The 24374-nt window shown below is 71.6% G+C and carries 27 protein-coding genes; 14 read left to right on the plus strand and 13 right to left on the minus strand.

Annotated features, from left to right (window positions below):
• The first annotated feature begins 88 nt into the window (after positions 1–88).
• The 3 genes from FB047_RS05985 to FB047_RS05995 all read left to right on the plus strand — a co-directional run bounded on the left by FB047_RS05985 (position 89) and on the right by FB047_RS05995 (position 3364).
• Positions 89–2197, plus strand: coding sequence for a heavy metal translocating P-type ATPase (locus FB047_RS05985; protein WP_136586271.1), 2109 nt, complete (start codon positions 89–91; stop codon positions 2195–2197).
• Between the two features lie 34 nt (positions 2198–2231).
• Entirely contained in the window at positions 2232–2693 is a 462-nt protein-coding gene (locus tag FB047_RS05990) for a DUF6153 family protein (RefSeq protein ID WP_136586272.1), read from the plus strand.
• A 71-nt stretch (positions 2694–2764) separates the two neighbouring features.
• Entirely contained in the window at positions 2765–3364 is a 600-nt protein-coding gene (locus tag FB047_RS05995; RefSeq protein ID WP_136586273.1) for a DUF305 domain-containing protein, read from the plus strand.
• A gap of 48 nt (positions 3365–3412) precedes the next feature.
• Here the strand turns inward: FB047_RS05995 and FB047_RS06000 are convergent, their stop codons facing one another.
• On the minus strand, positions 3413–3709 hold the full coding sequence (locus tag FB047_RS06000) for a metal-sensitive transcriptional regulator (protein ID WP_136586274.1): 297 nt from the start codon (positions 3707–3709) through the stop codon (positions 3413–3415).
• Positions 3706–5370, minus strand: coding sequence for an FAD-dependent oxidoreductase (locus tag FB047_RS06005; RefSeq protein ID WP_136586275.1), 1665 nt, complete (start codon positions 5368–5370; stop codon positions 3706–3708). The genes FB047_RS06000 and FB047_RS06005 overlap by 4 nt, the downstream gene beginning before the upstream one ends.
• A 76-nt stretch (positions 5371–5446) precedes the next feature.
• Between FB047_RS06005 and FB047_RS16865 the strand changes: the two genes are divergently transcribed.
• Positions 5447–5611, plus strand: coding sequence for a hypothetical protein (locus FB047_RS16865; RefSeq protein WP_167494164.1), 165 nt, complete (start codon positions 5447–5449; stop codon positions 5609–5611).
• Positions 5612–5672: 61 nt separating this feature from the next.
• Here FB047_RS16865 and FB047_RS06010 read toward each other — a convergent pair whose 3' ends face one another.
• Both FB047_RS06010 and FB047_RS06015 read right to left on the minus strand, forming a co-directional pair.
• On the minus strand, positions 5673–6746 hold the full coding sequence (locus FB047_RS06010) for a DUF4241 domain-containing protein (protein WP_136586276.1): 1074 nt from the start codon (positions 6744–6746) through the stop codon (positions 5673–5675).
• 33 nt (positions 6747–6779) lie between these two features.
• The gene (locus FB047_RS06015) at positions 6780–7124 is read right to left on the minus strand and encodes an ArsR/SmtB family transcription factor (protein ID WP_136586277.1); all 345 of its coding nucleotides are present in this window, start codon (positions 7122–7124) and stop codon (positions 6780–6782) included.
• Positions 7125–7208: 84 nt separating this feature from the next.
• Here FB047_RS06015 and FB047_RS06020 point away from each other — a divergent pair, with 84 nt between their 5' ends.
• Both FB047_RS06020 and FB047_RS06025 read left to right on the plus strand, forming a co-directional pair.
• On the plus strand, positions 7209–8486 hold the full coding sequence (locus FB047_RS06020) for an NAD(P)-binding domain-containing protein (protein WP_136586278.1): 1278 nt from the start codon (positions 7209–7211) through the stop codon (positions 8484–8486).
• Between the two features lies 1 nt (position 8487).
• The gene (locus tag FB047_RS06025; RefSeq protein ID WP_136586279.1) at positions 8488–9000 is read left to right on the plus strand and encodes a GNAT family N-acetyltransferase; all 513 of its coding nucleotides are present in this window, start codon (positions 8488–8490) and stop codon (positions 8998–9000) included.
• Positions 9001–9225: 225 nt separating this feature from the next.
• On the opposite strand, the gene FB047_RS06030 is transcribed toward FB047_RS06025, so the two are convergent.
• From FB047_RS06030 to FB047_RS06040, 3 genes are read right to left on the minus strand one after another with little or no spacing between them, the layout of a single operon-like run.
• Positions 9226–9666, minus strand: coding sequence for an arsenate-mycothiol transferase ArsC (locus tag FB047_RS06030; protein WP_136586280.1), 441 nt, complete (start codon positions 9664–9666; stop codon positions 9226–9228).
• The gene (locus FB047_RS06035; RefSeq protein ID WP_136586281.1) at positions 9663–11048 is read right to left on the minus strand and encodes an FAD-dependent oxidoreductase; all 1386 of its coding nucleotides are present in this window, start codon (positions 11046–11048) and stop codon (positions 9663–9665) included. Before FB047_RS06035 ends, FB047_RS06030 begins: the two co-directional genes overlap by 4 nt.
• Positions 11049–11063: 15 nt before the next feature.
• Entirely contained in the window at positions 11064–11783 is a 720-nt protein-coding gene (locus tag FB047_RS06040) for an aquaporin (RefSeq protein WP_136586282.1), read from the minus strand.
• 49 nt (positions 11784–11832) lie between these two features.
• Between FB047_RS06040 and FB047_RS06045 the strand changes: the two genes are divergently transcribed.
• Both FB047_RS06045 and FB047_RS06050 read left to right on the plus strand, forming a co-directional pair.
• The gene (locus FB047_RS06045; protein ID WP_136586283.1) at positions 11833–12498 is read left to right on the plus strand and encodes an arsenate reductase/protein-tyrosine-phosphatase family protein; all 666 of its coding nucleotides are present in this window, start codon (positions 11833–11835) and stop codon (positions 12496–12498) included.
• A gap of 14 nt (positions 12499–12512) precedes the next feature.
• On the plus strand, positions 12513–12914 hold the full coding sequence (locus FB047_RS06050; RefSeq protein WP_136586284.1) for an arsenate reductase ArsC: 402 nt from the start codon (positions 12513–12515) through the stop codon (positions 12912–12914).
• A 38-nt stretch (positions 12915–12952) separates the two neighbouring features.
• Here the strand turns inward: FB047_RS06050 and FB047_RS06055 are convergent, their stop codons facing one another.
• Complete coding sequence (locus FB047_RS06055) at positions 12953–13717, minus strand: DUF429 domain-containing protein (protein WP_136586285.1); 765 nt, start codon at positions 13715–13717, stop codon at positions 12953–12955.
• Positions 13718–13939: 222 nt separating this feature from the next.
• Between FB047_RS06055 and FB047_RS06060 the strand changes: the two genes are divergently transcribed.
• Positions 13940–14305, plus strand: a complete 366-nt coding sequence (locus FB047_RS06060; protein WP_136586286.1) for a hypothetical protein — start codon at positions 13940–13942, stop codon at positions 14303–14305.
• 4 nt (positions 14306–14309) lie between these two features.
• On the opposite strand, the gene FB047_RS06065 is transcribed toward FB047_RS06060, so the two are convergent.
• Entirely contained in the window at positions 14310–14819 is a 510-nt protein-coding gene (locus tag FB047_RS06065) for a hypothetical protein (RefSeq protein WP_136586287.1), read from the minus strand.
• Positions 14820–15010: 191 nt separating this feature from the next.
• Positions 15011–16096 carry a citrate/2-methylcitrate synthase gene (locus FB047_RS06070; protein WP_136586288.1) on the minus strand — a complete coding sequence of 362 codons (1086 nt, stop codon included), beginning with the start codon at positions 16094–16096 and terminating at the stop codon, positions 15011–15013.
• 52 nt (positions 16097–16148) lie between these two features.
• Here FB047_RS06070 and FB047_RS06075 point away from each other — a divergent pair, with 52 nt between their 5' ends.
• Positions 16149–17324, plus strand: coding sequence for a citrate/2-methylcitrate synthase (locus FB047_RS06075; protein ID WP_167494165.1), 1176 nt, complete (start codon positions 16149–16151; stop codon positions 17322–17324).
• A 227-nt stretch (positions 17325–17551) separates the two neighbouring features.
• Here the strand turns inward: FB047_RS06075 and FB047_RS06080 are convergent, their stop codons facing one another.
• The 3 genes from FB047_RS06080 to FB047_RS06090 are packed head-to-tail and all read right to left on the minus strand — an operon-like array spanning position 17552 to position 19985.
• A complete protein-coding gene (locus tag FB047_RS06080) occupies positions 17552–17953 on the minus strand; it encodes a YkvA family protein (RefSeq protein ID WP_240752650.1) in 402 nt (133 codons plus the stop codon).
• A gap of 20 nt (positions 17954–17973) precedes the next feature.
• The gene (locus FB047_RS06085) at positions 17974–18804 is read right to left on the minus strand and encodes an NTP transferase domain-containing protein (RefSeq protein ID WP_240752651.1); all 831 of its coding nucleotides are present in this window, start codon (positions 18802–18804) and stop codon (positions 17974–17976) included.
• The gene (locus tag FB047_RS06090) at positions 18798–19985 is read right to left on the minus strand and encodes a molybdopterin molybdotransferase MoeA (protein WP_136586290.1); all 1188 of its coding nucleotides are present in this window, start codon (positions 19983–19985) and stop codon (positions 18798–18800) included. Before FB047_RS06090 ends, FB047_RS06085 begins: the two co-directional genes overlap by 7 nt.
• A gap of 257 nt (positions 19986–20242) precedes the next feature.
• Here FB047_RS06090 and FB047_RS06095 point away from each other — a divergent pair, with 257 nt between their 5' ends.
• The 4 genes from FB047_RS06095 to FB047_RS06110 all read left to right on the plus strand — a co-directional run bounded on the left by FB047_RS06095 (position 20243) and on the right by FB047_RS06110 (position 24321).
• Entirely contained in the window at positions 20243–20728 is a 486-nt protein-coding gene (locus tag FB047_RS06095) for a DUF1990 family protein (RefSeq protein WP_136586291.1), read from the plus strand.
• 285 nt (positions 20729–21013) lie between these two features.
• Entirely contained in the window at positions 21014–21982 is a 969-nt protein-coding gene (locus FB047_RS06100) for a carbohydrate ABC transporter permease (protein ID WP_136586292.1), read from the plus strand.
• Positions 21982–22923: a carbohydrate ABC transporter permease gene (locus FB047_RS06105; protein ID WP_136586293.1), complete on the plus strand. Its 942-nt coding sequence runs from the start codon at positions 21982–21984 to the stop codon at positions 22921–22923. The genes FB047_RS06100 and FB047_RS06105 overlap by 1 nt, the downstream gene beginning before the upstream one ends.
• Positions 22924–22953: 30 nt before the next feature.
• Positions 22954–24321 carry an ABC transporter substrate-binding protein gene (locus tag FB047_RS06110; protein ID WP_136586294.1) on the plus strand — a complete coding sequence of 456 codons (1368 nt, stop codon included), beginning with the start codon at positions 22954–22956 and terminating at the stop codon, positions 24319–24321.
• Positions 24322–24374: the final 53 nt, after the last annotated feature.

Consider the following 24374-nt stretch of genomic DNA (forward strand, 5'->3'; position numbering starts at 1 on the left):
GCTAACCGAAGGAGAATCCTGCCGCAAGACCGCCCCCGGATACCCCCATGGGGTATACGCTCACCGGGTCGGCACGAGAGGAGGACCCATGGAAGACCAGGGTCTGAGGGGGCAGCACGACTCGATGCACTCTGCACCCGGAGACCACGCGGAGCACGCGAATCACCAGGACCATGCCGCCCACACCGGACACAGTGACCACAGCGGACACGCCGGACACGCCGGACACGGCGATCACGTCGCCGCTTTCCGACGACTGTTCTGGATCATGCTCGTGCTGGCTGTGCCGGTCGTCGCGTTCTCGCCGATGTTCGCGATGCTGCTGGGCTATCCGCTGCCGGATGCCGCGTGGCTCGGGTGGATCTCGCCGGTTCTGGGCACCGTGATGTACGTCTGGGGCGGATCGCCGTTCCTGACCGGCGCCGTGTCGGAGGTGCGCTCCCGCGCGCCGGGCATGATGCTGCTCATCGCGCTGGCCATCACCGTGGCCTTCCTCGCATCGTGGGGGGCGAGTCTCGGCATCCTGGATCATGAACTCGACTTCTGGTGGGAGCTCGCGCTGCTCATCGTGATCATGCTGCTCGGGCACTGGATCGAGATGCGATCGCTCGCTCAGACCACCTCGGCGCTCGACTCGCTCGCCGCGCTCCTTCCCGACGAGGCCGAGCGCGTCGAGGGCGATTCCACGGTCACCGTGCCGCCGTCGGAGTTGCGCGTCGACGACGTCGTCGTGGTGCGGCCGGGGGCGCGGGTGCCCGCCGACGGACAAATCGTCCAGGGCGCGGCGAGCATGGACGAGTCGATGATCACGGGCGAATCGCGCCCGGTCCGTCGTGTCGAGGGCGATGCCGTCGTTGCGGGCACGGTGGCCACCGACTCGGGCGTGCGAGTCCGCATCACGGCGGTCGGTGACGACACCGCCCTCGCCGGCATCCAGAAGCTCGTGTCGGATGCGCAGAACTCGTCGTCGCGCGCGCAGCGCATCGCCGATCGTGCGGCCGCGTGGCTGTTCTGGTTCGCGCTCGGCTCCGCCGTCATCACGGCGGTGGCCTGGACGCTCATCGGCCTGCCCGACGAAGCGGTGGTGCGCACGATCACCGTGCTCGTCATCGCGTGCCCTCACGCGCTCGGCCTCGCCATCCCGCTCGTGGTCTCGATCGCGACGGAGCGGGCCGCGCGCGCCGGTGTGCTCGTGAAGGACCGTCTTGCCCTCGAGAGCATGCGGTCCGTCGACACCGTGCTGTTCGACAAGACCGGAACGCTCACCGCAGGCGCCCCCGCGGTGACGGCCGTCGCCCCCACCGCCGACAGCGACGCGGACCGCGTGCTCGCGTGGGCCGCCGCGGCGGAATCCGATTCCGAGCACCCGCTGGCTCGGGCGATCGTCGCCGCCGCGGAGGCCAAGGCGCTCACGGTGCCGCGCGCCGACGATTTCTCGTCGGCTCCCGCCGTCGGCGTGCGCGCCCGGGTCGAGGGCAGAGTCGTCGAAGTCGGCGGGCCGCACCTGCTCGAGGAGAAGGGGCTCGACGAGATCGACGCGGCGCACGCGTGGCGCGATGAGGGGGCGATCATCCTGCACGTCGTGGTCGACGGTGCGGTCGCCGGAGCCCTGCGGCTCGCCGACGAGGTGCGCCCCGAGTCGATCCGCGCCGTGCGGTCGCTGCGCGAGCGGGGCGTGAAGGTCGTGATGATCACGGGCGACGCCGAGGCCGTCGCCGCGTCCGTGGCCGAGGCCGTCGGGATCGACCGGTACTTCGCGGGCGTGCGCCCCGAGGACAAGTCGTCGAAGGTCGAGCAGCTGCAGAGCGAGGGCAGGACGGTGGCGATGGTCGGCGACGGCGTCAACGACGCCCCGGCTCTCGCGCAGGCCGACGTGGGCATCGCGATCGGGGCGGGGACCGACGTGGCGATCGCCTCCGCCGGGGTGATCCTGGCGCACGACGACCCCCGAGCCGTCCTGTCCGCGATCGACCTGTCACGTGCCGCCTACCGCAAGATGACGCAGAACCTGTGGTGGGCCGCGGGCTACAACCTGCTCTCGGTGCCGCTGGCGGCGGGCGTGCTCGCCCCCATCGGGTTCGTGCTGCCGATGTCGATCGGGGCGATCCTGATGTCGCTGTCGACCATCGTCGTCGCCGTCAACGCTCAGCTGCTCCGGCGCCTCGACCTGCGGCCGGCGGACGACCCCGAGCGCTGAGCCACCGCCTAGCTTGGAAGAGAGGAGGACGACGATGCTCGCAGGGACATCGGTGCTGCGCGACGCCCAGGCGCGGCAACCGGCGCTCGTCGCGGTCCTGGCGATGGTCGCGGCCGCGCTCATCGTCGGCCTGCTCGGGATGCACGTCCTCAACGACCGGGCCACGATGACCGGTCATCACGGCACCGCCGCGATCGGCGCCCCGGCGGCGTCGGATCAGGTCCACCCGGTCGACACGAACCTGGCAACGATGAGCGCACAGGCGACGGGCGCCGCGGATCCGGTCTGCGAGGACTGCGGCGGCGACCACGCCATGTCCGAGATGGGCTGCATCCTCGCGCTCGTGGTGGCGGCCCTCCTCGTCTTCGCGGCGGCGTCGGCGCTCCGCCGGCTCGCCCTGCGCGATCTCCTGACTCTCGAGGGCACACGACGCAGCGCGCGTCAGGCCCCCGGCCGAGCCCCCTCGCGGATCTCCCTCTGCGTCTGTCGGACGTGAGCTGCGCGCGACAGCGCGCGACCCCTCACCCCAACAGCGCCCGCACCCGGGCGGACGACAAGGAGAAATCAATGAAGACCCGATTCGCGGCTGCGGCCGCTCTTCCCCTGGCCGCCATGATCGCCCTCGCGGGATGCTCCGGCACGAGCGGATCCGGATCGATGCCCGGCATGGATCACGGCTCCGGCCCGATGGCGACGGCCACCACGGCCGCCGACGCATCGGAGACCGACATCATGTTCGTCACGATGATGATCCCGCACCACGAGCAGGCCATCGAGATGTCGGACACCCTGCTCGGCAAGACGGGTGTCGACGACCGCGTCACCGCCCTCGCCGAGCAGATCAAGGCCGCCCAAGGCCCCGAGATCGAGACGATGGAGGGATGGCTCTCGGACTGGGGCGTGTCGATGAGCGGGGGCATGAGCGGCATGGATCACGGCGGAATGATGTCGGAGTCCGACATGCAGGAGCTCGCGGATGCCGAGGGCGGCGACGCGGCCCGTCTGTACCTCGAGCAGATGATCGAGCACCACGAGGGTGCCGTCGACATGGCCCAGGACGAGATCGACGACGGACAGAACAGCGAGGTCGTCGACCTGGCCCGCTCGATCATCGACAGCCAGACGGCCGAGATCGCCACGATGAAAGACCTGCTCGCCTCCGTATGAGCAGCGGCGGGACCGGAGCATCGCGGCGCTCCGGTCCCGCTCCCCCGCTCAGGCGAGCGTGAGGAACAGCTTCTCGAGCTCCTCGACCGTGAGCCGGCAGGGGGCTTCGTCTTCGGCATCCGGACCATCCGGGTCCACGATGCACTGCTTCATCGCGGTCGAGATGATCGCGAAGCCCGCGCGGTCGATCGCGCTGCTCACCGCGGCGAGCTGCGTGACGACGTCTCGGCAGTCGCCGCCGCCCTCGACGGCGGCGATCACGGCGGCGAGCTGACCCTGCGCGCGGCGGAGCCGGTTCGCGACCTTCTTCACGGCCTGGGGGTCGTGCAGGCTGCGGTCACTCATGCGTGTTCTCCTTCGACGGGATTCGAGGACATCGCCTCGCGGCCGGCGAGCCAGGTGCGGTATCCGCCGTCGAGGTTACGCACGTCGTGGCCGAGCTGCGCGAGCAGCCGCATGGCGGTGTGCCCGCGCTGCCCCACCTGGCAGTGCACGATCACCGGTCCGTCCGGAAGCTCGTGGTGGTGCGCACGGAGCTCGTCGAGCGGCAGGTTGACCGCGCCCGGAATGGCGCCGGCGGCGTGCTCGGCGGGGGTGCGCACGTCGACGAGCGTCGCCCCGTCGGCGAGCGCCGCGGGCAGCTCGTGCCACTGCACGGCATCCGTCGTCCCCCCGGCGAGGTTCTGGGCGACGTACCCGATCATGTTGACGGGATCCTTTGCCGAGCTGTACTGCGGAGCGTAGGCGAGCTCGAGCTCCGAGAGAGCGGATGCCGTGAGCCCGGCCGCCATCGCGACGGCGATCACGTCGATGCGCTTGTCGACGCCGTCGACGCCGACGATCTGCGCCCCGAGGATCCGGTCCGACGCGGGGTCGACGAGCATCTTCATCGCCATCGACTGCGCTCCCGGGTAGTAGGTGGCGTGCGAGGCGGGGTGGGTGTGGATGGCGCGGTGCGGCCGGCCCTCGGCGCGAAGTCGTCGCTCGCTCCAGCCGACGAAGGCGATCGTCGTGCCGAAGAGGCCGAGCACGGCCGTGCCGAGCGCGGGGCGCGCGTCGGAGGGTTCGAGGCCCGCGATGTCGTCGGCGATCGCCCGACCGTGCCGGTTGGCGAGTCCCGCCATCGTGACCAGGGCCGGCTCGCCGTCGAGGTGGTCGCGCTTCTCGACGCCGTCGCCGGCGGCCCAGACGTGCGGGGCGGAGGTGCGCTGTCGCGGGTCGACGGCGATGCCTCCCGAGGGGCCCACCGCGATACCGGCGAGGGCAGCGAGCCCGCGGTCGGGGTGCACGCCGCTCGCCTCGACGACGAGCGCGGCCTCGAACGCGGTCCCATCGTCGAGGCGCACGGTGCCCGCTTCGGCACCGACGATCGTCGCGCCGAGCCTCACGTCGACGCCCGCGTCGCGCAGAACCGCGAGGAGCGGCGCCGCCATCTCGGGATCCAGAGGCGACAACACCTGGCGACCGCGGCTCACCAGCGTCACTCGCGCTCCGCGTGCGACGAGGTTCTCGACGGCTTCGAGGCCGATGAACCCCGCCCCCGCCACGACGACCCGCGGAGCGGGGCCCGCGTCGTCGAGCACCTCGAGCACACGATCGACGTCATCGACGCTGCGCAGCGTGTGCGTGGGCACACCTCCCGCGGACGGCCCGAGTGCGGCCGCGGCGCCGGTGGCGATCACGAGCTCGTCGTAGGTCTCGACGCTCTCGGCGCCGGCCGTGAGATCGCGCACGGTCACCGTTCGCGCGGCCGTGTCGATGGCGATCACGTCGTGCCGGACCCGCACGTCGAGGGCGAAGCGCGCCGCGAGCGACTCCGGCGTCTGCAGCAGCAGCGCCGAGCGCTCGGCGATCACGCCGCCCACGTGGTACGGCAGTCCACAGTTCGCGAACGACACGTGCTCGCCCCGCTCGTAGACCGTGATCTCGCGGGTCTCGTCGAGTCGACGCAGCCGCGTCGCGGCGCTCATGCCCGCGGCGACTCCTCCGATGATGATCGTCCTCATGGCATTCACTTTATACCCCCGGGGGTATAGTGAGGCCGTTGTCGCGATCGCGACCGGGAACGAAAGGATGCCGAAGATGTGCCGACAGGTGGCGTGCAGGACGTGCGCGAAGACGACGTGGGCCGGATGCGGCCAGCACGTCGACCAGGTGATGGCGGGAGTCCCCCGACGCGATCGCTGCGAGGGTCATCAGAAGCAGCCCACCGAGGGCGGCTTCTTCGCGAAGCTGTTCGGGCGCTGAGTCCACGCGCAGGGCGTCCGCGCCCGACGAGAGCGCAGATCGAGGATCGGCGCACCGCCCGTCACAGGTGGACGAGCCGACCGCCCTCCGCCTCGGTCGCGAGCACCATGAAGTCGACGACGAGCTGCACGACCGCGCCGTCGGCATCCAGGCCCCAGAGCACCGGATAGCCGCCGTCGCCCCACCCCGACTCGGTCGCCAGCCCCACCTGCCCCTCGCCGAGGGGGAACATCGCGACCGAGGGCCGCGGGCGAGCCCCGAACGCCTCGAACCGCTCGGCCTTCGCCCTGCGCGACATGCCCGCGTACGCGGGATAGTCCACGACGCACACGCACCCCGCGTCGACGCCGATCACGTGGCCCTGACCGGGTCGCTGCGAGGCCGGATGCCACGACACCGCGGGACGGTCGGCGAAGCGCACGCGCACGGCGGCGATGCGTCCCGCCGCGGTGACCCGGTCCACGGGGTAGGAGCCGGGGGCGACGCGCCGCGCGAGCGGTCGTGCGTCGTCGTTCTCGTAGCCGAAGTCGATGACCGAGAGAGCTCCGGAGTCGGTGACGAGGGTCCCCACGTGCTCGACCGTCACGATCTCGGGGCCCTCGCCGCCGGGGAACACCACGGAGCGCGGCGTGAAGTTGCGCTCCTCGTCGAGACCGAGCTGCGGGGCGGGCAATGGGTCGAAGGCCATCTCGGTCGACGTCGCGTCGAGGGACGCCCGCACGTCTGCCGGCGAGGCGAAAGGCGCGACCGGATCGTCGAAATGCTGGGCGATCGATGCGATCCGCCAGCGGAACCCGCTCTTGCGCAGCGTGAACTCGTGGAACATGTCGACCGGGGACCCGAACACCTCGGTCAGGACGTAGGCCGTGTCCGCGTCGACCTCCGAGCGCACGATCCGTTCGACCGCCACGCCGTACTCGGGGGGCGTCCCGAAGGACGTCGAGAGATCCTCCGCCCCGTCGACGAAGTGCTCACGCGCCACGCGCTGCGTGAGCCCGCGCCACATCTCGAAGGCGTCGACCGTGTGGTCGCGGGCTTCGAAGGCGGGGGCGGCGCGACGCCACTGCTCGTCGTAGTCCTGCAGGAACCCGAGGACGCGCTTCTCGGCCGACTTCTTCGATCGCTCGGTGGACACCACGACAGGCTACGGCGACGACACCGCGCCGCGTCACCCCTCTATGCGCAGCGCACCCGCGACGGCGTCGAGCGCGCCCGGCACGAGCCGGTAGTACGCCCAGGTGCCGCGCTTCGAACGCGTGAGGAACCCGGCTTCGGTCAGCACCTTGAGGTGGTGCGACACCGTGGGCTGAGAGAGACCGACCGGCTCGGTGAGGTCGCACACGCACGCCTCCTGCTCCGCCGCGCTCGCGACGATCGACAGCAGGCGCAGCCGTGTCGGATCGCTGAGGGCCTTCAGCCGCCCGGCCAGTTCCTCGGCGTCGGCGACGGACATCGCGGCACCCCCGGAGGACACGCAGCAGGCGACGGGGTCGAGGAGCGGCAGCGTGGTCATGCATCGACGATAGTCGATATTGACATCCATCGATAGATGCGGGCACGATAAAGCATCGACCGTCATCGATGCACGAGGAGTTCCATGTCGACGCTCACCCTCACCCCGCGGCCCCGGGTCACGGATCGTCTCGCGACCCTCCCCGTCGCGATCATCGGCGCCGGTCCCGTCGGCCTCGCCGCCGCCGCGCACCTCGCCGACCTCGGCATCGCGTTCACCGTGCTCGAGGCGGCATCCGGACCCGCCGCCGCCGTCGAGAAGTGGGGGCACACGCGCCTGTTCTCGGCCTGGCGCGAGGTCGTCGACCCCGTCGCGCGCCGCCTCCTCGAGGCCACCGGCTGGACCATGCCGGCGGAGGGTCGCGCCCCCACGGGCCGCGAGCTCGTCGACGCCTACCTGCGCCCGCTCGCCGAGCTGCCCGAGATCGCGGCGCACATCCGCTACGGCGCGCGCGTGACCGGGATCGCGCGCGAGGGCATGGACCGCACGCGATCCGCCGATCGCGAGAACACGCCGTTCCTCGTGCGCACCCCGAAGGGAGAGCTTCTCGCCCGCGCCGTGCTCGACGCGTCGGGAACGTACGACTCCCCCAACTCCCTCCTGTCCACGGGCCTCCCCACCATCGACGACGCCCGCATCTCCCACGCCCTCCCCGACGTGCTCGGCCGCGAGCGCGACCGCTTCGCCGGGCGGCACACGGTCGTCGTCGGGGCCGGGCACTCCGCCGCGAACACCCTCATCTCGCTCGTCCGCCTGCAGCGCGACGCCCCCGGCACCCGCATCACGTGGCTCATCCGCAACGCCGGCGCCGTGCGCGTGTCGTCATCGGCGGATGACGAGCTCGTCGGACGCGCGCAGCTCGGCGCACGCGTCGACCGCTACGTCGAGGACGGAGCCGTCGAGAAGATCGACTCGTTCGAGATCGGCGGCGTCGAGGCCCTGCCGGACGGCATCCGTCTCCTCGGAACGCGACGCGGCGAACGCGACGCGGTCACCGCCGACGTCGTCGTCAACGCGACCGGGTTCCGGCCCGACCTGGCCCCGCTGCGCGAGATCCGCACCGACCTGGATGCCGTCGTCGAGGCACCGCGGCTGCTCGCCCCCCTCATCGATCCCAACGCGCACTCGTGCGGCACCGTCGAGCCGCACGGCTTCCGCGAGCTGACGCACCCCGAGCACGGCTTCTTCGTCGTCGGGATGAAGTCGTACGGCCGCGCGCCCACGTTCCTCCTGGCCACCGGATACGAGCAGGTGCGCTCGATCGCGGCCTGGCTCGCGGGCGATCTTGCCTCGGCCTCGCGCGTCGAGCTCGCCCTTCCGGCCACCGGCGTGTGTTCGACGGATGCCGGCGGGTGCTGTTGACATGACGCTCGTGCGTGCGCTGGAACGCGCGGACTGGGCCGCGGTCGAGGACGTCTACCGCGAGGGCATCGTGGGTGGCAACGCGACCTTCGAGACCGAGACGCCGACCTGGGACGCGTTCGACCGCGCGAAGACCCGGTTCGGCCGGCTGGTCGCCGTCGACGACGCGCACAGCGTCGTCGGGTGGGCGGCGGCGTCGCCGGTGTCGGCACGCGCCGCGTACCGGGGCGTCGTCGAGCACTCCGTCTACGTCGCCGGGCGCGCGCAGGGCCGCGGCATCGGCACCGCCCTCCTGCGCGCGTTCATCGCCGCGGCCGAGATGAACGGGGTGTGGACGATCCAGTCGAGCGTCTTCCCCGAGAACGCGGCATCCCTCCGCCTGCACGAGAGCCTCGGCTTCCGCGAGGTCGGTCGCCGCGAACGCATCGCCCGCTCGGCCGTCGGCCCGCGGGCCGGGCAGTGGCGCGACACTGTGCTCATCGAGCGCCGCAGCACGATGAACGGGCGCGGATGAGCGAGATCGACGTCGCGCGACACCTCACCGCCGTGCGAGCCCTGGCCCTGGAGATCCTGTCCGCCATGGGCCCGCTCACCCGCGAAGGGATCCTTCGCGAGTGGGAGCGTCGACGTCCCGACCTCGGCGCCGGACACCGCGAGCGGTTGCCGAGGATGCGGGATGAGACGCTGTGGCGCCTGACGAACCTCGGCTGGGTCGCCCGAAAGGGGGCGGAGTACCACCTCACGAACGACGGCGAGATCGCGCTGCGGTGCGCGCGCGGGCCGTCTCGCGCAGACGTCGCTCGAGATCTTCCACCGCGCTCTTGACCGCGTCGCGCATTCCTCGGGCGCCGTCGGCATCCCATTCGGCGGGGTCGGGGAAGCTCCACTGCACGTGCTCCCCGCGGATCGGACCGGGGAGGTCGAGGTTGGGCTTCATCGTCACCACCACGTCGGCGGTGGCGAGGTCGTCGGCCGTCACGGCCCGGGGAGTGGCGTCGGTCGTGTCGATCCCGAGCTCCGAGAGGGTGGTGGCGATGGCGGGATTGATCCGGTCGGCCGGGGCGACACCGCCGCTGAGGACGCGCACCCTCCCCTGTGCGACGCGGTCCATGAGGTGCGCGCCGAGCTGCGAGCGTCCGGCGTTGTGCGTGCAGATGAACAGGACGGCGGGGGCGGTCATGCGCGTACTCCAGAGGAATGCTGCTGCCGCGACCAGGCCTGGGTCGCGATCTGGACGGCGTCCCACGGGGATCCGAGGGGCGGGGTGTAGGAGAGGTCGAGATCGCTGACCTGCTCGACGCTCAGGCCGGCGAACAACGCGGTGGCATACGTGTCCACGCGTTTCGCGGTCTCGGTGCCCAGGCGCCCGACCAGCTGCGCGCCGAGGAGCAGTCCGGTGTTCTCGTCGCCGGTGATGCGGAGGGTGATCGGCTGCGCGCCCGGGTAGTAGCGCTTGTGGTCGTCGGCGACGCTCTGCGTGGTCGACGGTGCGTATCCGGCGGCCGCGGCCTCGTGATGACGAAGCCCGGTGCGGGAGGCGACGAGATCGAACACCTTCACCACCTGGGTGCCGACCGAACCGGCGAAGCGGGCGGTGCCGCCGAGCGCATTCTCTCCGGCGACGCGGCCCTGCTTGTGGGCGGTGGTGCCGAGGGGGAGGTAGGTCTCGCCGAGCAAACGGTGGTGGGTGATGACGCCGTCGCCGGCGGCGAAGACGTCGGGCAGCCCCGTGCGCATCGCCGCATCGACGGTGACCGCCGAGCCCGCCCCGAGGGATGCCCCGGCTCGTCTCAACAGCTCGGTGTTCGGGCGGACTCCGACGACGGCCAGGACGAGATCGGCCGTGTACGCGCGCTCTTCGCCATCGGTGAGGGCGTGGACGGTGAGTTCCGTCCCCGATTTCTCGATGCCCCGGACGACGGTCGAGGTGCGCACGGTGACGCCGTGCGCGATGAGCTCGTCGCGCACCAGCGAGCCCAGCTCGGCATCCAGCGTCGAGAGCACCTCGGGTCCGCGCTGCAGCTGGGTGACCTGCATGCCCCGCGCGATGAAGGCTTCCGCCATCTCGAGCCCCACGTAGCCCGCGCCGATGATGATGGCGCTGCGGGGGCTGCGAGCGTTCAGGTCGTCGTCGAGGGCGAAGGTGTCGCCCATGGAGTGGATGACATGCACACCATCCGCGGGCCCCAGGGCACCGAGCCCCTCGATCCCCGCGTGCGACGGTACAGCACCGGTCCCCACGACGAGGGCGTCGTAATCGAGGTGGTTCAACGCGCCGTCCGGCCCCCGCAGGTGCAGGCGGTGACCCTCGACGTCGATGTCGGTGGCGAGAGTGTCGAGCCGGAGGCGCATGCCGGTTGCTTCGAGGTCGACTGCGGTGCGATGCGCGAGCGATTGCCAGGGCGTCACCTCTCCGGAGAAGAAATAGGGGATGCCGCAGATGGAGTAGTTCGGGTAGGCGTCGGCGACCACGACGGTGACGTCGACGGACGGGTCGAGCTCGCGGGCGCGGAGCGCGGCCGAGATACCGGCGTCACTCCCGCCGATGGCGACGATGTGCATGAGGGGCCCTTCGGGTCAGAGGGATGAGACGACGGGAGCGGCGACGGCGTCGCGTGGCACGCGCGGGGGCCACGCCAGGAGCAGGGAGGCCACCGCCACGCCCACGGCGGCGCCGAGCAGTTGCGCCATCACGAAGGGGGCGGCGGAGGCGGGGGCGATGCCGGCGAACGTGTCGGTGAAGATCCGCCCGACGGTGACGGCGGGGTTCGCGAAGGAGGTGGAGCTGGTGAACCAGTAGGCGCTGCCGATGTAGGCCGCAACCCACAAGGCGACCGCGCGTCCCGCGCCCTGGCGTGCGGCGAGCAGAATGACGACGATCAACCCGGCCGTCGCGACCACTTCTCCGAGGAGCACCCCGAGCCCGCCGCGGTCGGAGGTGGACAGGGCCTGGGGGACATCGAACATGGCGTTCGCCAGAACGCTTCCGCCGATCGCCCCGACCAGCTGTGCGGTCACGTAGAGCGCGGCACGGCCCACGCGGCCTGAGAGGGCGCTCCCCGGGCGGAACAGATCGACCACCGTGACGGCCGGGTTGAGGTGAGCACCCGAGACGGGACCGAGGACGGAGATGAGCGCGAACAGGCCCATGGCCGTCGCGATGCTGTTGGCCAGGAGCTGAAGACCCGCATCATCCGTCAGGGATGACGCGGCAATCCCCGAGCCCACCACGACGCAGACCAGCGCTGCGGTGCCCACCGCTTCCGCGAAGACGGGGGCGATCGTCTGTGAATTCATGTCTCTCCTACCTTGACGGCGCCACACTACATCAATCAAGATTGAGACAATGAACGGTGAGCAAACAGACCTCGAGAGGCGCGCCGCACGGCACGCCGCCCTTGCCGACCCCGCACGACTGCAGATCGTCGACCTGCTCGAGACGGGCGACCTCTCCCCCCTCGAGATGCTCGCGCGCATCAACATCGCCTCGAACCTGCTTTCCCATCACCTCAAGGTGCTCGAGCGAGCGGGCATCGTCATCCGCTCGCGCTCGGAGGGCGATCGCCGCCGCACCTACGTCTCGCTGTCGCCGGACGCCGCCGGTCCGATCTCCGGCAGCACGGTCTTGACGGCACCGCGAGTGGTGTTCGTGTGCACCGCGAACTCCGCCCGCTCTCAGCTCGCCGAGCACCTGTGGCGCACCCGCAGCGATGTCCCCGCCGCCTCAGCCGGAACCACCCCGTCGCCCGCCGTCGCGCCGGGGGCCATCGCGGTCGCCGCGCGGCACGGCCTCGACCTGCATGACGCCGCACCCAAGCTGCTCGCCGACATCCGCCACGACGACGACCTGCTGATCAGTGTGTGCGACAACGCCCACGAGGCCCTCGAGAGAACCGACCTCCACTGGTCGGTGCCCGACCCGGTTCCCTCGAACACCGCGGACGCCTTCGAAAAGACCTATCGACATCTCGCCCGCCGTATCGACGGACTCCTCCCCCACCTCGCCGCCTGACCACCGGAGCCACCATGACCCGCCCCACCGTTCTCTTCGTCTGCGTCCACAACGCCGGGCGCTCGCAGATGGCCGCCGGCTACCTGCAGCACCTCGCCGGCGACCGCATCGACGTGCTGTCCGCCGGATCCGCCCCCAAGGACTCGATCAACCCGATGGCCATCGCCGCGATGGCCGAGGAAGGCATCGACATCTCAGCGAACCAGCCGAAGATCCTCACCGTCGACGCGGTGAAGGCCTCCGACGCCGTGATCACAATGGGCTGCGGCGACGCGTGCCCGATCTTCCCGGGCAAGCGCTACGAGGACTGGGAGCTCGACGACCCCGCGGGGCAGGACCTGGACGCCGTCCGCCGCATCCGCGACAAGATCAAGGGCCGCGTCGAGGGGCTGATCGCGAGCTTGTCCGGGGCCTAAGTCCGAGGACGTCGCCCTCGTAAGCAAAGGCTAGATGTCTAGCCTTTGCTTACGGGACCGTCGACCAAAGCCTCCAGCGGCCCGTCGGGCAGCACGACCCATCCCTCCCGCCGCGCCACGGCGAGCATGTCGGATGCCGGGGGCGAGAACCGTCCGAGCGCCCCCGCGCGGGTCGCGAGGGCGGCGATGACGGCGTCGAAGGCGTCCGCCTTGCGGATCGCCAGCGCGGCGAAGGCGCCGAGGTCGAGCCACGGTGCGCGCTCGCGGAGCGCGTCGAGCAGGACGGCCCGGCGGGCGGCATCCACGCGATATCCCGTGGTGCCGAAGCCCCACAGGCGCAGCGATCCGCCGGGGTAGACCTCGAACAGGCGCCCCTCGGCGGCCCGGTCGACGTCGAGCCCCGCCTCAGCCAGACGACGCAGCAGCCCCGCCCCGCGCAGCGCGGTCACCCCGAGCCGATCGGTCGACACGCTCAGGGGCCACCGCCCGATGCGCTCGCGCACGACGTGGTCGGTGTGGCGGTAGACCAGCGGTCGACGCCAGTCCGCGTGCCCCTCGACGGGACCGAGGGTCGGGACGCGGTCGGCGTGATGCGCCCCGACGAAGTCGACGAACGCGTCGGGCCAGCCGAGCGGACAGTCCACCCCCAGCCACGCGTCGCCGGAGCGGACGGATGCCACGATCTCGGCATCCGTCATCCCGATCTCGAGACGCTCGAGCACGGCGCGGCCCGGGCTCCATGCGATCTCGGCGAGCGCGGTGCCGGGAGCCTCCGCGGCGAGGTCGACTCCGACGGTTCTCATCGGGAGGAGCCTAGGTCACGGCGGGCGGGTGCCGCCCTGCCCGCGCAAAAACGCACGCGCCCCGCAGGTCCTCGCGGACCGTGCGCGCACCCCGCGGCGGGTCCTCGACCTCCGGCCACGGATCGGCGTGCCTGCGGACGCCCCGCGACGGGGCGTGTCGCACGCGAGACCGCGCCGGACAAGCCATCCCCGATCCGCCCGGTGACCTGGGAGGATCGACGCATGGCAGACGAGGATCTCCCCGATTCGCTCGAACCGGCGACCGACGTCCCGTCGCGCGACGAACCCGACCCGCCGCCCACCCCGAAGGGCGACCTGCGGGCCGTGTCCATCATCGCGATCGTCACCGGCGCGATCGTCATCGCCTGGTACCTCTTCATCGCCACCGCCCAGACGATCTCGAAGGTCGACGAGATGCCGTGGATCCAGATCGGCATGTGGGGTCTCGCCGTGGTGTCGTTCGTGTGCGGCATCCTGAGTCTCAACGCGCGCATGGCGCGCGAGCTGGCGGCAGCCGGCTTCATCGCGGGAGTGGCCGCGGGTCTGCTGTCGATCTCGATCGGCTTCTTCAGCGAACTGCTGACCTGAGACCTCAGCCGGCGCACTCCTGGCTGAGCTCGGTCAGCGTCCACGATCCGCTCGAGCGGTCGAGGTGCACCGTGCCGCAATTCCCGCCGACGTAGGCGACGTCGAGGACCGCGTCGTTCTGCGTCTGCGACACGACCGTCACGTCGACGTCGGCCGACATGCCGGTGGCGGCATATAGCGCCGAGGTCTGCGTGATGAGGGCCGCGCAGTCGGAGATCCCGGCCCCGGTGGTGTCGTTGTACTCCTGGATCATGCGCTGCTGCAGCGGCTCGGTCAGGGCACCGCAGGCCGCGACCGTGTCGGCCGCCCGCACGGCGGTCCACCACGAGCGGAAGGCCTCGACCGGGCCGGCGTCGGGAGAGGCCGAGGCGCTCGCGACAGGGCTCGGGGCGGTCGAGACCGACGCGGAGGGCTCGATCGACGCGGGCTCGGATGCCGTCGGGCCGGTGCAGGCGGAGAGGACGAGGCTCGCGCCGGCGAGCGCGAGGAGGAGCAGCGGGCGGGGGGATCGCATGGATCCATCCTCGGCGACGAGACGCGCGGGTGCCAGTCGTGTGTGGCGTCTCTCGCCCGGCTGTTCGTGTTCGACGCCGACGACCGTCGGCCCTGCCGTCGTGCGGAGGTGGTGGCCGTCACCGCGCTGTGGACCGCGATCGGGCGGCGTGTCACGACTCTCCTCCGCAGGACGGCGCGACCGGTGCGTGCTCAGGACGCCGCCCCCACCCCCACGTACCGCGCGGCCGGGCGGATGATCTTCGGATCCCGCGCCTGCTCGAGCACGTGCGCCGTCCAGCCGATCGTGCGGGCCAGAGCGAAGGTCGGCGTGAACATGCCGCGCGGGATGCCGCACTGCTCCATCACCACCGCCGCGTAGAACTCCACGTTCGCCTTCAGGGCCCGCTCCGGATGCCGCGCGGCGAGCTGACGTTCGGCCTCCGCCTGGAACGCCAGCGCCTGCTCCACCCGCCCGCCGCCGAGTCCCCGGGCGACCTCGCGCAGCAGCTCCGACCGCGGATCCGCCGTGCGGTACACCGCGTGTCCGAAGCCCATGAGACGTCGACCGGCGGACAGCTCTCCCGCGATCCACGCGCCGGGGTCGCCGCCGGCGGCGTCGAGACTGTCGAGTGCGCGCGCGGGCGCTCCCCCGTGCAGCGGCCCCGAGAGCGCCCCGAGCGCGCCGGAGAGGCAGGATGCCATATCGGCTCCCGTCGAGGCGATGACTCGGGCCGTGAACGTCGAGGCGTTGAAGCCGTGGTCCATCGCCGCGATGAGATAGGCCGACAGTGCGCGCACGTGCGCATCGTCGGGAACGACGCCGGTCACCCGCTCGAGGTAGTCCGACACGACGCCGCGACCCGTCGGCATCCGCCCCGGGAGAGGAGCGAGGGCGAGGGGCGCGATCGCCGCGTACTGGATGGCGTCGTCGAGGCGACCCGTCTCGTCGAGGTCGTACAGGGCCGCGGAGCGGAGGGCGGATGCCGACAGCGTCCACACCGCGCGCAGCACCGCGAGCGGATCGTCGGTGCGCTCGCGGACGACGGCGATCAGCGCCGGGAGCCGCTCGTCGGCCTGCGCGTCGGCGATCCGCCGCGCGAAGTCGTGCGGAACGTGGGGCGCGCCACCGACGACGAGCAGGTGCCAGACGTCTTCGAACGTGCGGGTGCGCGCGAGGTCGACCGCGGAGTGACCGCGGTAGTGGTAGGAACCTGCCTCGCCGTTCACATCGCTGATGGCCGTCTCGGCCGCGACGACACCGTTGAGACCGCGGGGGACATCGATCAGGTGGCTCATGCGCTCAGTGTGCGAACATGACGTCCACAGCGTCAACGTTGATCGGATCAAGATGTCTGCTCCCCTCCCCCGCCTGACCGCGGCCCAGACCGCCGCTCGGCTCGGGGTCAAACCCGAGACCCTCTACGCCTACGTCTCGCGCGGGCTGCTGGCCCGCGAGCGCGACGCGCACGGCTCGACGTTCGACGCCCTCGAGGTCGAGGCGTTCGCGACCGGGCGACGACGCTCCGCCGCGCACGCGCCCGCCCACCCCACCACCGGGATGCCGCTCGGCATCCTGCACACCGACATCGCCGACATCGAAGACGACGAGCTGCTCTTCCGCGGCCGACGCGCGCGTGATCTCGTCGACCGCCCGTTCGCCGAGGTCGTCGCCTGGCTCTGGGACGCCGAGCGCGTCGACGCCCCCGACCCCGCCATCGGCAGCGCGCGCGAGATGGTGGCGGCGCTGCCCCCGCACGCCGACGCCATGGATCGCCTGCGCGCCGCCCTCACCGGGTTCGCCGCCGACGATCCCCTCCGTCACGACACCTCGCCGGCCACGCTGCACCGCATCGGCTGGACGCTCCTGACCGGGCTCCCGGTCGCCCTGGGCGGAGACCCCGATCCCGACATCGCGCTGTCGCTGTCGCGGTCGTGGAACGCCCCGGCATCCGTCGGTCCCGCCCTCAACGCGGCCCTCGTGCTGCTCATCGACCACGACCTCGCGGTGTCGACCTTCGCCGCGCGGGTGGCCGCCTCGGCGCGTGCAGACGGATACGCCGCGGTCAGCGCCGCTCTCGGCGCGGCGGACTCCCCCCTGCACATCTCCGCGGCCGCCCGCACGGCCCGCCTGCTCACGCGCGTGCGGCGGGGCCTCGACCCCGAGCGGGCCCTGGCCGAAGCGCTGCAAGACGGCAACGGCATCCCGGGCTTCGGGCACCCGCTCTACCGCGGGATCGACGACCGCGCCGAGGCCCTGTTCCCCTTCATCACCGCGCTCCCGGACGGCGGAGGGACGATGGATGCCGTGCGCCGGCTCTCCGAGGTCGTCGACGCGCGGGCGCGCCTGCGCCCCAACGTCGATCTGGCGCTGGCCGCGTTGGCATCCGGTGCTCGGCTGCCCGAAGACGCCGCGAGCACGATCTTCGTCGTGGGGCGCCTCGCCGGCTGGATCGCACACATCGCCGCGGAGTACGCGGAGCCCGCCATGCGGCTTCGCCCACGGGGTGAATACGTGGGGCGGTGAGGCCGCCCTAGCCAGGTGGATGGCAAGGATTCCGCCCACGACGTACACCGTCCTGGAGGCGTGCAACAACCTGTCGCGCCTGATCGCCGACGTCGAGTCGGGGGTGGAGGTCACCATCGCGAGACGGCGCGTGCCCGTCGCGCGGATCGGGCCATTCGGACGAACGACGCGCGCCTCGCCGCGATCGCGCCGGAGTTCGCGATCAACGTGCTCGAGACGGCCTGACCTCACCGCGCGGCGCCGACCAGCGCCAGCACGCTCCGCAGCCCCTCGGGCGTGCCGGGCCAGTGGCGCGCGATCGCCGGCATCCCCGCGTAACGGATCGCGAAGCGCAGGGCGATGACGACCACGATCGCGTCGTCGACGTAGCCGATGACCGGCAGGAAGTCGGGGATGAGGTCGATCGGCAGCAACAGGTAGACCAGCAGCCCGCCCAGCCACCACCGGGTGGCTCGCGACACCGTGCGGTCGGCCACCAGTCGGCGGATCAGCCGCACCACGTCGGGAGCCAGACGCATTACGGCGCGCCAGTCGACCGTCTCACCCGACCGCTTCTGCTGCACCCACAGCACCGCGACGAGCGCGAGCCACAGGATGACGAGCCCGGCGGCGACGCCGAGCACGATCACGAGCCCTTCCGGAATCGGGCTCAGTGGTTCTCCCACTCGCGCGCCAACTCGACGACGGCGGCGACGGCGGCCTCGGTGTCGGCCACGGAACCCCCGGCCCGACCCGCGACGAGTCCGGCCACGAACGCGCTGAGCGGAGCCGCGGGGCGCGCGACGCCGTTGGCGACATCGCGGGCGAGGTCGAGGATGAGCGAGATGGGGATGTCGCCGTCGTCGAGGCCGAAGCGCTCGGCGAGCGCGGCACTCCACTCGTTCAGCGCCTCGGGGGGCAGGGTGCGGTTCTCGGTCATGGCTCCTCCTCGGGCTCTCCGGAGATCGTCCCACGTGTCGATGTCGCGCGTCTCCATCGCGGGGGCCGCGATCGCGGCGATGGACAGGCCGCCGAGCAGCGCCCGCATCGACGCATCGCGGCCCGCCTCGGGGAGACCGGATGCCGCTGCCCGCAGCGCCCCGGTGCGGTACCGGCCGATGAGCCACTGGCGTCGGCCGTCGTCGAGACACACCCCGTCGGCCCCGGGCGGGATGGGCGCGGTGAGCCGTCGGACGGCCGCGGCCGGTGCGGCGAGGTCGCAGGCGATGACGTAGACCTCGTCGGCATCCACCGCCGGCAGCGCAGCAACGATGGCGGCGGCCGGACCACCGAAGGGCGGATCCTCGCGTACCCAATCGACGTCGAGCGCGGCGTCGAGCATCGGTGCGACCACGACGACGCGTCCCGTCACGCAGGCCCGCACGGCGTCGATCGCCGCGGCGAGCAGCGTCGATCCCCCGACCTCGAACAGCGGCTTCACGGCGCCGCCCACCCGCGACCCGCGACCGCCGGCGAGCAGGATCGCGTCGACGCTCACCACAGGGCGACCGTCACGAGGGCATCGGGGGCGAGGTCGTCGTCGCGCGAGGTGATCACTGCCAGTCCCTCGGCCTGACCGAGGCCCCGCGTACCGCGCGGCGTCGGGGTCGCCCGCCAGCGTTGCGGATCGGAGCGGTCGAGCGACACCGGCACGTACTGCGTTTTGCCCGGTCGCGCCCGCCACCCCCCGGCGAGCGCCACACGCACCTGCGCGCGCGCGAGGTCGACGTCGCCCTCCAGTGCGCGCAGTGCCGGACGCACGAACAGCTCGAACGACACCGCGGCGCTCACGGGATTGCCCGGGAGCCCGAACAGCATGGTGCCGGCGGGGGTGCGCCCGAAGCCCTGAGGTTTTCCGGGCTGCATGCGCACGCGGTCGAAGCGCATGAGGTCGCCGAGCGTGTTCTTCACCACCTCGTACGCCCCGGCGCTCACGCCTCCGGAGAAGACGACGACGTCGGCCCCCGCTGCCTCCGCGGCCGCGATCGCACGGCGCGGACCGTCGCCCTCGTCGTCGACGCTCGTGCGCAGCACGACGTCGGCCCCTGCCTCCTCGGCGAGACCGGCGAGCAGCACGCTGTTCGACTCGGGGATCCGGCCACGACGCAGCTCCGCGCCCGGCGCGACGAGCTCGGACCCGGTCGACACCACGGCGACCCGGGCGGCGCGCGACACCTCGACGGTGCCGACTCCGGATGCCGCGATGGCGCCGATCCGGGCGGCGGTCAGGCGCACGCCGGCCTCGACGACGAGATCCCCCTGCTGCACGTCCGAGCCGCGGCGGCGGATGTGCGCCCCCGGCGCCCGCGGGGCGACCACGACCTCGACGGGCTCGAGGCCCCCGGCAAGCCCCCGCGCGGTCTCCTCAAACGGGACGACAGCGGTGGCGTCGGTGGGCACGGGCGCCCCGGTCATGATGCGGGCGGCGTCGCCAGCATCCATCGGCGGGTCGAGGTCAGTGCCGGCGGGGAGGTCGGCGACCACGCGCAGGGTGGCCGGGGCGTCGAGGTCGCGCACGGCGAAGCCGTCCATCGCGGAGGAGTCGAAGCCGGGCACGTCCACGGCGGCCGAGACCGGATGCCGGAGCACCCGGCCGCGCGCGGAGGCGACATCGCGCGATTCGGGGACGAGGGGCCGTACCGCCTCGAGGATCGCCGCGAGGTGCTCGGCGACGTCGATCACGCGGCGGATCCTGGAGCGAAGAGGGGCATGTGCTCAGCGTAGGCGCGGCGCCGCGGGCGGGCGCATGGTTGCGGGGGCCGCGGGCACGAGGGAGGGCCAGGCGCCTCGGCGCGCGGGCGCGGTCGAGGGGCCGTGGGTACGAGCGAGCGCCAAGCGCGCCGACGGGCGGGCGGGCGCGCCGCCGGACGTCTCGAACGCTGCGCGCGGCCACACGCAACCCGAACCGGCGCGGCCTTGCGCCCCGCTACCGTGGCCGCATGGACGACCTGACCTACGCCGAGGTCGGCGCGACCGCCGGCGAGATGCCCGCGGACTACCACCACGTTCGCGCCCGCCGGGCGATCGGTCACGGCCGCGAGGCCTTCGAGCGCGCCGCCGACGCGCTCCTCGCGGGCGAGGCGCAGCGCCGGGCGGGAGCGCGGATCGAACTCAGCGAGACCCCGATGCGCGAGGGCACCCGCGTGACGATGCGTCTGGGGGTCGGCATCCTGAGCTTCTGCATTCCGTGTCTCGTGGTGTGGGCCGAGCGCACCGACACCGTGGCGGGGTTCGCGTACGGCACGCTGCCCGGGCACCCCGAGCGCGGGGAGGAGCGGTTCACGCTGACCCTGCGGCCGTCGGGCGAGGTGGTGTTCGACATCGCCGCGTTCTCCCGCCCCGGCCGTTGGTTCACGCGCGTCGGCGCTCCGCTCGGGCGCCTCGTGCAGGCGTGGATGACGCGGCGCTACCTCCGCGCGCTCTGACACCGCCGCGGTCCGCCCCGGGGCGCCGAAACGGCACGATCCGCGCGCGTGCGCGTTCCTCGCCCGGTCCGGCGCCCGTCGCGTGCCTCGCCGACCGGGTGCCGGCATCCCGCCGCGGGGGAGAACCGCTTATCGCACGTCCCAGGCGTCGTGGCAACGCCCTGGACCTTCTCCGAGCACTTCTCGACCCTGGCGAAGCGCTTCTCGGTGTCGAGACGGCGCGCGAAAGGAGAAGACAATGCGCGACATCATCCCCGGGTCCTCCGCCGTCGACCGGTCCCGCCGGTGACCGTCTCCTCCGCCCCCGTCACCGAGAGCGACACCGCGCGAAAGCACCGCCGACCTCCCCGACAGAGGGTCAAATACAACCGCCGCGAAGCGATCGCGGGCTACCTGTTCATCTCGCCGTGGATCCTCGGGTTCCTGATCTTCACGGCCGGGGCGATGATCTACAGCCTCGTCATCTCGCTCTCGAGCTACAACCTCGCCACCGGCGCCGCGCGCCCGGTCGGCGCGAGCAACTACGCGCAGCTGTTCGAAGACCCGCGCGTTGCGGTGTCGCTCGGCAACACGCTGTTCTACGCCGTGATGGCCGTGCCGCTCGAGATCGCCTTCGCGCTGTTCCTGGCGCTGCTGCTGAGCCGGGTCGGTCGTGGCGCCGGCATCTTCCGCACGCTCTACTACCTGCCCAAGATGACGCCGGCCGTGGCAACCGCGGCGGTCTTCTTCCTGCTGCTCAACGGCAACTCCGGCGCGATCAACCAGGCGCTCGGAGCCGTCGGCATCCCGGGTCCGCAGTGGCTCGTCGACCCCGCATGGGTCAAGCCGAGCATTATCATCATGGCGCTGTGGACCGTCAGCGGCACGATGGTCATCTTCCTCGCGGCGATCAAGAACGTGCCCGTCGACCTGTACGAGGTCGCGCAGATCGACGGCGCAGGTCCCGTCCGCCGGTTCTTCTCGATCACGCTGCCCATGATCTCGGGGGCGATGTTCTTCAACGTCATCGTGCTCACGATCGCGGCGTTCCAGGTGTTCGACCAGGCGTACCTGCTGTTCTGGCGCGATCAGAGCAACGCCTCCCCCGAGGCATCCCTGTTCTACGCGATCTACCTCTTCCAGCAGGCGTTCCGGCAGTTCAACTTCGGGTTCGCCGCGGCGATGGCGTGGTTGCTGTTCGTGATCATCCTGCTCATCACGCTCGTGCAGGTGCGCCTCGGCAACCGCTTCGTCTACTACGAGGGGGACCGCTGATGACGAACACCCTTCAGACCCCGGGCGTCGCCCAGGCCCGCCCCGAGCTCGCGGCATCCGCGGCTCGGCCCCCGCGGTGGCGCCGCGCGCTGAAGCAGCCGAAGACCCTCGCCGGCCGCGTCGTGCTGGCGGCGGTGCTCGTGCTCTTCGCGCTGCTGTTCCTCTACCCCTTCGCGTGGCTCCTCGCGGCGAGCCTCAAGCCCCGCGGCGAGGTATTCGACAACGCCCTCATCCCGAAGACGTTCACCCCCGGCAACTACGCCGACGTGTGGAGCCAGCTGCCGCTGCTGAACTGGATGTTCAACAGCGTCGCCATCGCCCTGCTCGCCGCGACCACCGTGGCGGTGATGAGCTCGATCGTCGCGTTCGGCTTCGCCTACTTCCGCTTCCCGGGCCGCGGGTTCCTGTTCGGTCTGGTGCTGGCGACGATGATGCTGCCGGGCGCGGTGACGATGATCCCGATCTACCTGATCTGGAAAGAGACCGGGCTGCTCGGCACGTGGGTACCGCTGTGGGGCATGAACCTGTTCGGCAGCGCCTTCTACATCTTCTTGCAGCGGCAGTTCTTCCTCGGCGTCCCGCGAGAACTGTTCGAGGCGGCGCGCCTCGACGGGTGCAGCGCGTGGGGACTGTTCTGGCGCATCGCGATGCCCCTGTCGATCCCGTCGTTCATCATCGTGTTCCTGTTCGAATTCCAGGCGAGCTGGAACAACCTGCAGGCGGCGCTCATCTACCTCAACGCCGGCAGCGTCGAGGAGTTCACCGCCCCGCTCGGCATCGCCTACGCGATGACGAAGTACAGCCCCAGCGCGGGCGGGCAGGGCGACTATCAGTACGTGATGGTCGCCTCGCTCCTGGTGACCCTGCCGATGCTCATCATCTTCGCCTTCGGTCAGCGGTACTTCGTCGAGGGCGTCGCCACCCAGGGCCGTAAAGGCTGATCCCCCCCCCCGTCCCGAAAGGACCTCACCATGCGCACGCGCTCCCTCGCCGGTGTCGCCGCGGTCGCGGCATCCACCCTCCTCCTCGCCTCCTGCAGCGGCGGAGGCGACCCCTCCGAGCAGGCCGCCGACGTCGACTTCTCCGCCGCGCCGACGGGCACCCTCGCCGCGTGGGGCTTCGAGAACGCCGACGACGTGGGCCAATCGCGCCTCGACTACGCCGCGGAACAGCTCCCCGACGTGCAGGTGACCCTGGATGCCACGGCCTTCGACGCCCAGAAGTTCACGACCCGCATCGCGGGCGGCAACGTGCCCGACGTCGTGCAGATGGACCGGCGCTACGTCACGACATATGCCGCTCAGGGGCTGCTGATGCCACTGGACTCGTGCTTCGAGGCTCAGGGGGTGAATCCCACCGACCGCTGGTACCAGAACGTCGTCGACGACGTCACGTACGAGGATGCTGTCTACGCGGTGTCGCAGTTCTACCAGCCGCCCGCGATCCTGCTGAACATGAACGTGCTGAACGAGGCGGGCGTCAGCCCCGACGCCTTCGACACGTCCGACATGGATGGACTGCTCGCCGCGATCGAGAAGATCTACGAGGGCTCGGGCAGCACCCCGACGCGCCTCGGCTTCGACCCCGTCGCCACCGGGCAGGGCGGCCTGTGGGTGCTGGGCATGGGCGGGCAGCTCACCGACGACAGCGGCACGCCGACCCTCGACGACCCGTCCAACGCCGCGGGCATCGATGCGCTGAAGAGGATCACCGACGCGCAGGGCGGGTACGCCGCGGTGAAGAGCTTCACCGACTCGTTCGACACCTTCGGCGACGCGAACCAGTTCGTGTCGAACCAGGTGGGCGCCCAGGTCGCCAACCAGTGGTACCCGAACGTGCTCAGCGCCTACCGCGACCAGATCTCGCTGCAGGCGGTTCCGTTCCGGGATGCCGAGGGCCAGCCGTTCTCCCTCGCCTCCGGCACCGCGTTCGTCATCCCCGCCGGCGCGAAGAACCCGGCCGCGGCATGCGCCTGGATGACCGACCTCACCTCCACCGACGCGTGGATGGCAGCGGGTGCGGCACGCGCGGGCACGATCGAGAGCAAGGGCGGGCTCAACACGGGCCTGTTCACCGGGTCGCCCGAGGCCGACGAGAAGATCCGCTCGCAGTACGTCACGCCCACCGGCGACAGCGGCTTCGACCAGGTGATCTCCACGTACTACGACGTGGTGGGCTCCGGCCGGTCGTTCGGATCGTCGCCGGCCGGGCAGGACATCCAGAACGAGCTCAACAACGCCATCACCGCGGCTCTGCTGGGCGACAAGACGACCGAGCAGGCCCTCGCCGACGCGCAGCAGGCGGCGCAGCGGGCGTACGACAACGCGACGGCGCAGTAAGCGCCCGCAGGACGACGAAAGGGCGCCCCGGCTGATCGCTGAGGCGCCCTTTC

This window comes from Microbacterium hydrothermale, from assembly GCF_004854025.1.
GTDB classification, from domain to species: Bacteria; Actinomycetota; Actinomycetes; order Actinomycetales; family Microbacteriaceae; genus Microbacterium; species Microbacterium hydrothermale.

Excerpts from the sequence above, each read along its gene's own strand:
- FB047_RS06040 (WP_136586282.1), bottom strand. The coding sequence starts at position 11,783 with ATGAATTCACAGACGATCGCCCCCGTCTTCGCGGAAGCGGTGGGCACC.
- FB047_RS06050 (WP_136586284.1), top strand. The coding sequence starts at position 12,513 with ATGACCCGCCCCACCGTTCTCTTCGTCTGCGTCCACAACGCCGGGCGC.
- FB047_RS06065 (WP_136586287.1), bottom strand. The coding sequence starts at position 14,819 with ATGCGATCCCCCCGCCCGCTGCTCCTCCTCGCGCTCGCCGGCGCGAGC.
- FB047_RS06025 (WP_136586279.1), top strand. The coding sequence starts at position 8,488 with ATGACGCTCGTGCGTGCGCTGGAACGCGCGGACTGGGCCGCGGTCGAG.
- FB047_RS06015 (WP_136586277.1), bottom strand. The coding sequence starts at position 7,124 with ATGACCACGCTGCCGCTCCTCGACCCCGTCGCCTGCTGCGTGTCCTCC.
- FB047_RS06075 (WP_167494165.1), top strand. The coding sequence starts at position 16,149 with ATGTCTGCTCCCCTCCCCCGCCTGACCGCGGCCCAGACCGCCGCTCGG.
- FB047_RS06020 (WP_136586278.1), top strand. The coding sequence starts at position 7,209 with ATGTCGACGCTCACCCTCACCCCGCGGCCCCGGGTCACGGATCGTCTC.
- FB047_RS06105 (WP_136586293.1), top strand. The coding sequence starts at position 21,982 with ATGACGAACACCCTTCAGACCCCGGGCGTCGCCCAGGCCCGCCCCGAG.
- FB047_RS06095 (WP_136586291.1), top strand. The coding sequence starts at position 20,243 with ATGGACGACCTGACCTACGCCGAGGTCGGCGCGACCGCCGGCGAGATG.
- FB047_RS05995 (WP_136586273.1), top strand. The coding sequence starts at position 2,765 with ATGAAGACCCGATTCGCGGCTGCGGCCGCTCTTCCCCTGGCCGCCATG.
- FB047_RS06070 (WP_136586288.1), bottom strand. The coding sequence starts at position 16,096 with ATGAGCCACCTGATCGATGTCCCCCGCGGTCTCAACGGTGTCGTCGCG.
- FB047_RS05985 (WP_136586271.1), top strand. The coding sequence starts at position 89 with ATGGAAGACCAGGGTCTGAGGGGGCAGCACGACTCGATGCACTCTGCA.
- FB047_RS06000 (WP_136586274.1), bottom strand. The coding sequence starts at position 3,709 with ATGAGTGACCGCAGCCTGCACGACCCCCAGGCCGTGAAGAAGGTCGCG.
- FB047_RS16865 (WP_167494164.1), top strand. The coding sequence starts at position 5,447 with ATGTGCCGACAGGTGGCGTGCAGGACGTGCGCGAAGACGACGTGGGCC.
- FB047_RS06005 (WP_136586275.1), bottom strand. The coding sequence starts at position 5,370 with ATGAGGACGATCATCATCGGAGGAGTCGCCGCGGGCATGAGCGCCGCG.
- FB047_RS06045 (WP_136586283.1), top strand. The coding sequence starts at position 11,833 with ATGAACGGTGAGCAAACAGACCTCGAGAGGCGCGCCGCACGGCACGCC.
- FB047_RS06030 (WP_136586280.1), bottom strand. The coding sequence starts at position 9,666 with ATGACCGCCCCCGCCGTCCTGTTCATCTGCACGCACAACGCCGGACGC.
- FB047_RS06060 (WP_136586286.1), top strand. The coding sequence starts at position 13,940 with ATGGCAGACGAGGATCTCCCCGATTCGCTCGAACCGGCGACCGACGTC.
- FB047_RS06110 (WP_136586294.1), top strand. The coding sequence starts at position 22,954 with ATGCGCACGCGCTCCCTCGCCGGTGTCGCCGCGGTCGCGGCATCCACC.
- FB047_RS05990 (WP_136586272.1), top strand. The coding sequence starts at position 2,232 with ATGCTCGCAGGGACATCGGTGCTGCGCGACGCCCAGGCGCGGCAACCG.
- FB047_RS06035 (WP_136586281.1), bottom strand. The coding sequence starts at position 11,048 with ATGCACATCGTCGCCATCGGCGGGAGTGACGCCGGTATCTCGGCCGCG.
- FB047_RS06055 (WP_136586285.1), bottom strand. The coding sequence starts at position 13,717 with ATGAGAACCGTCGGAGTCGACCTCGCCGCGGAGGCTCCCGGCACCGCG.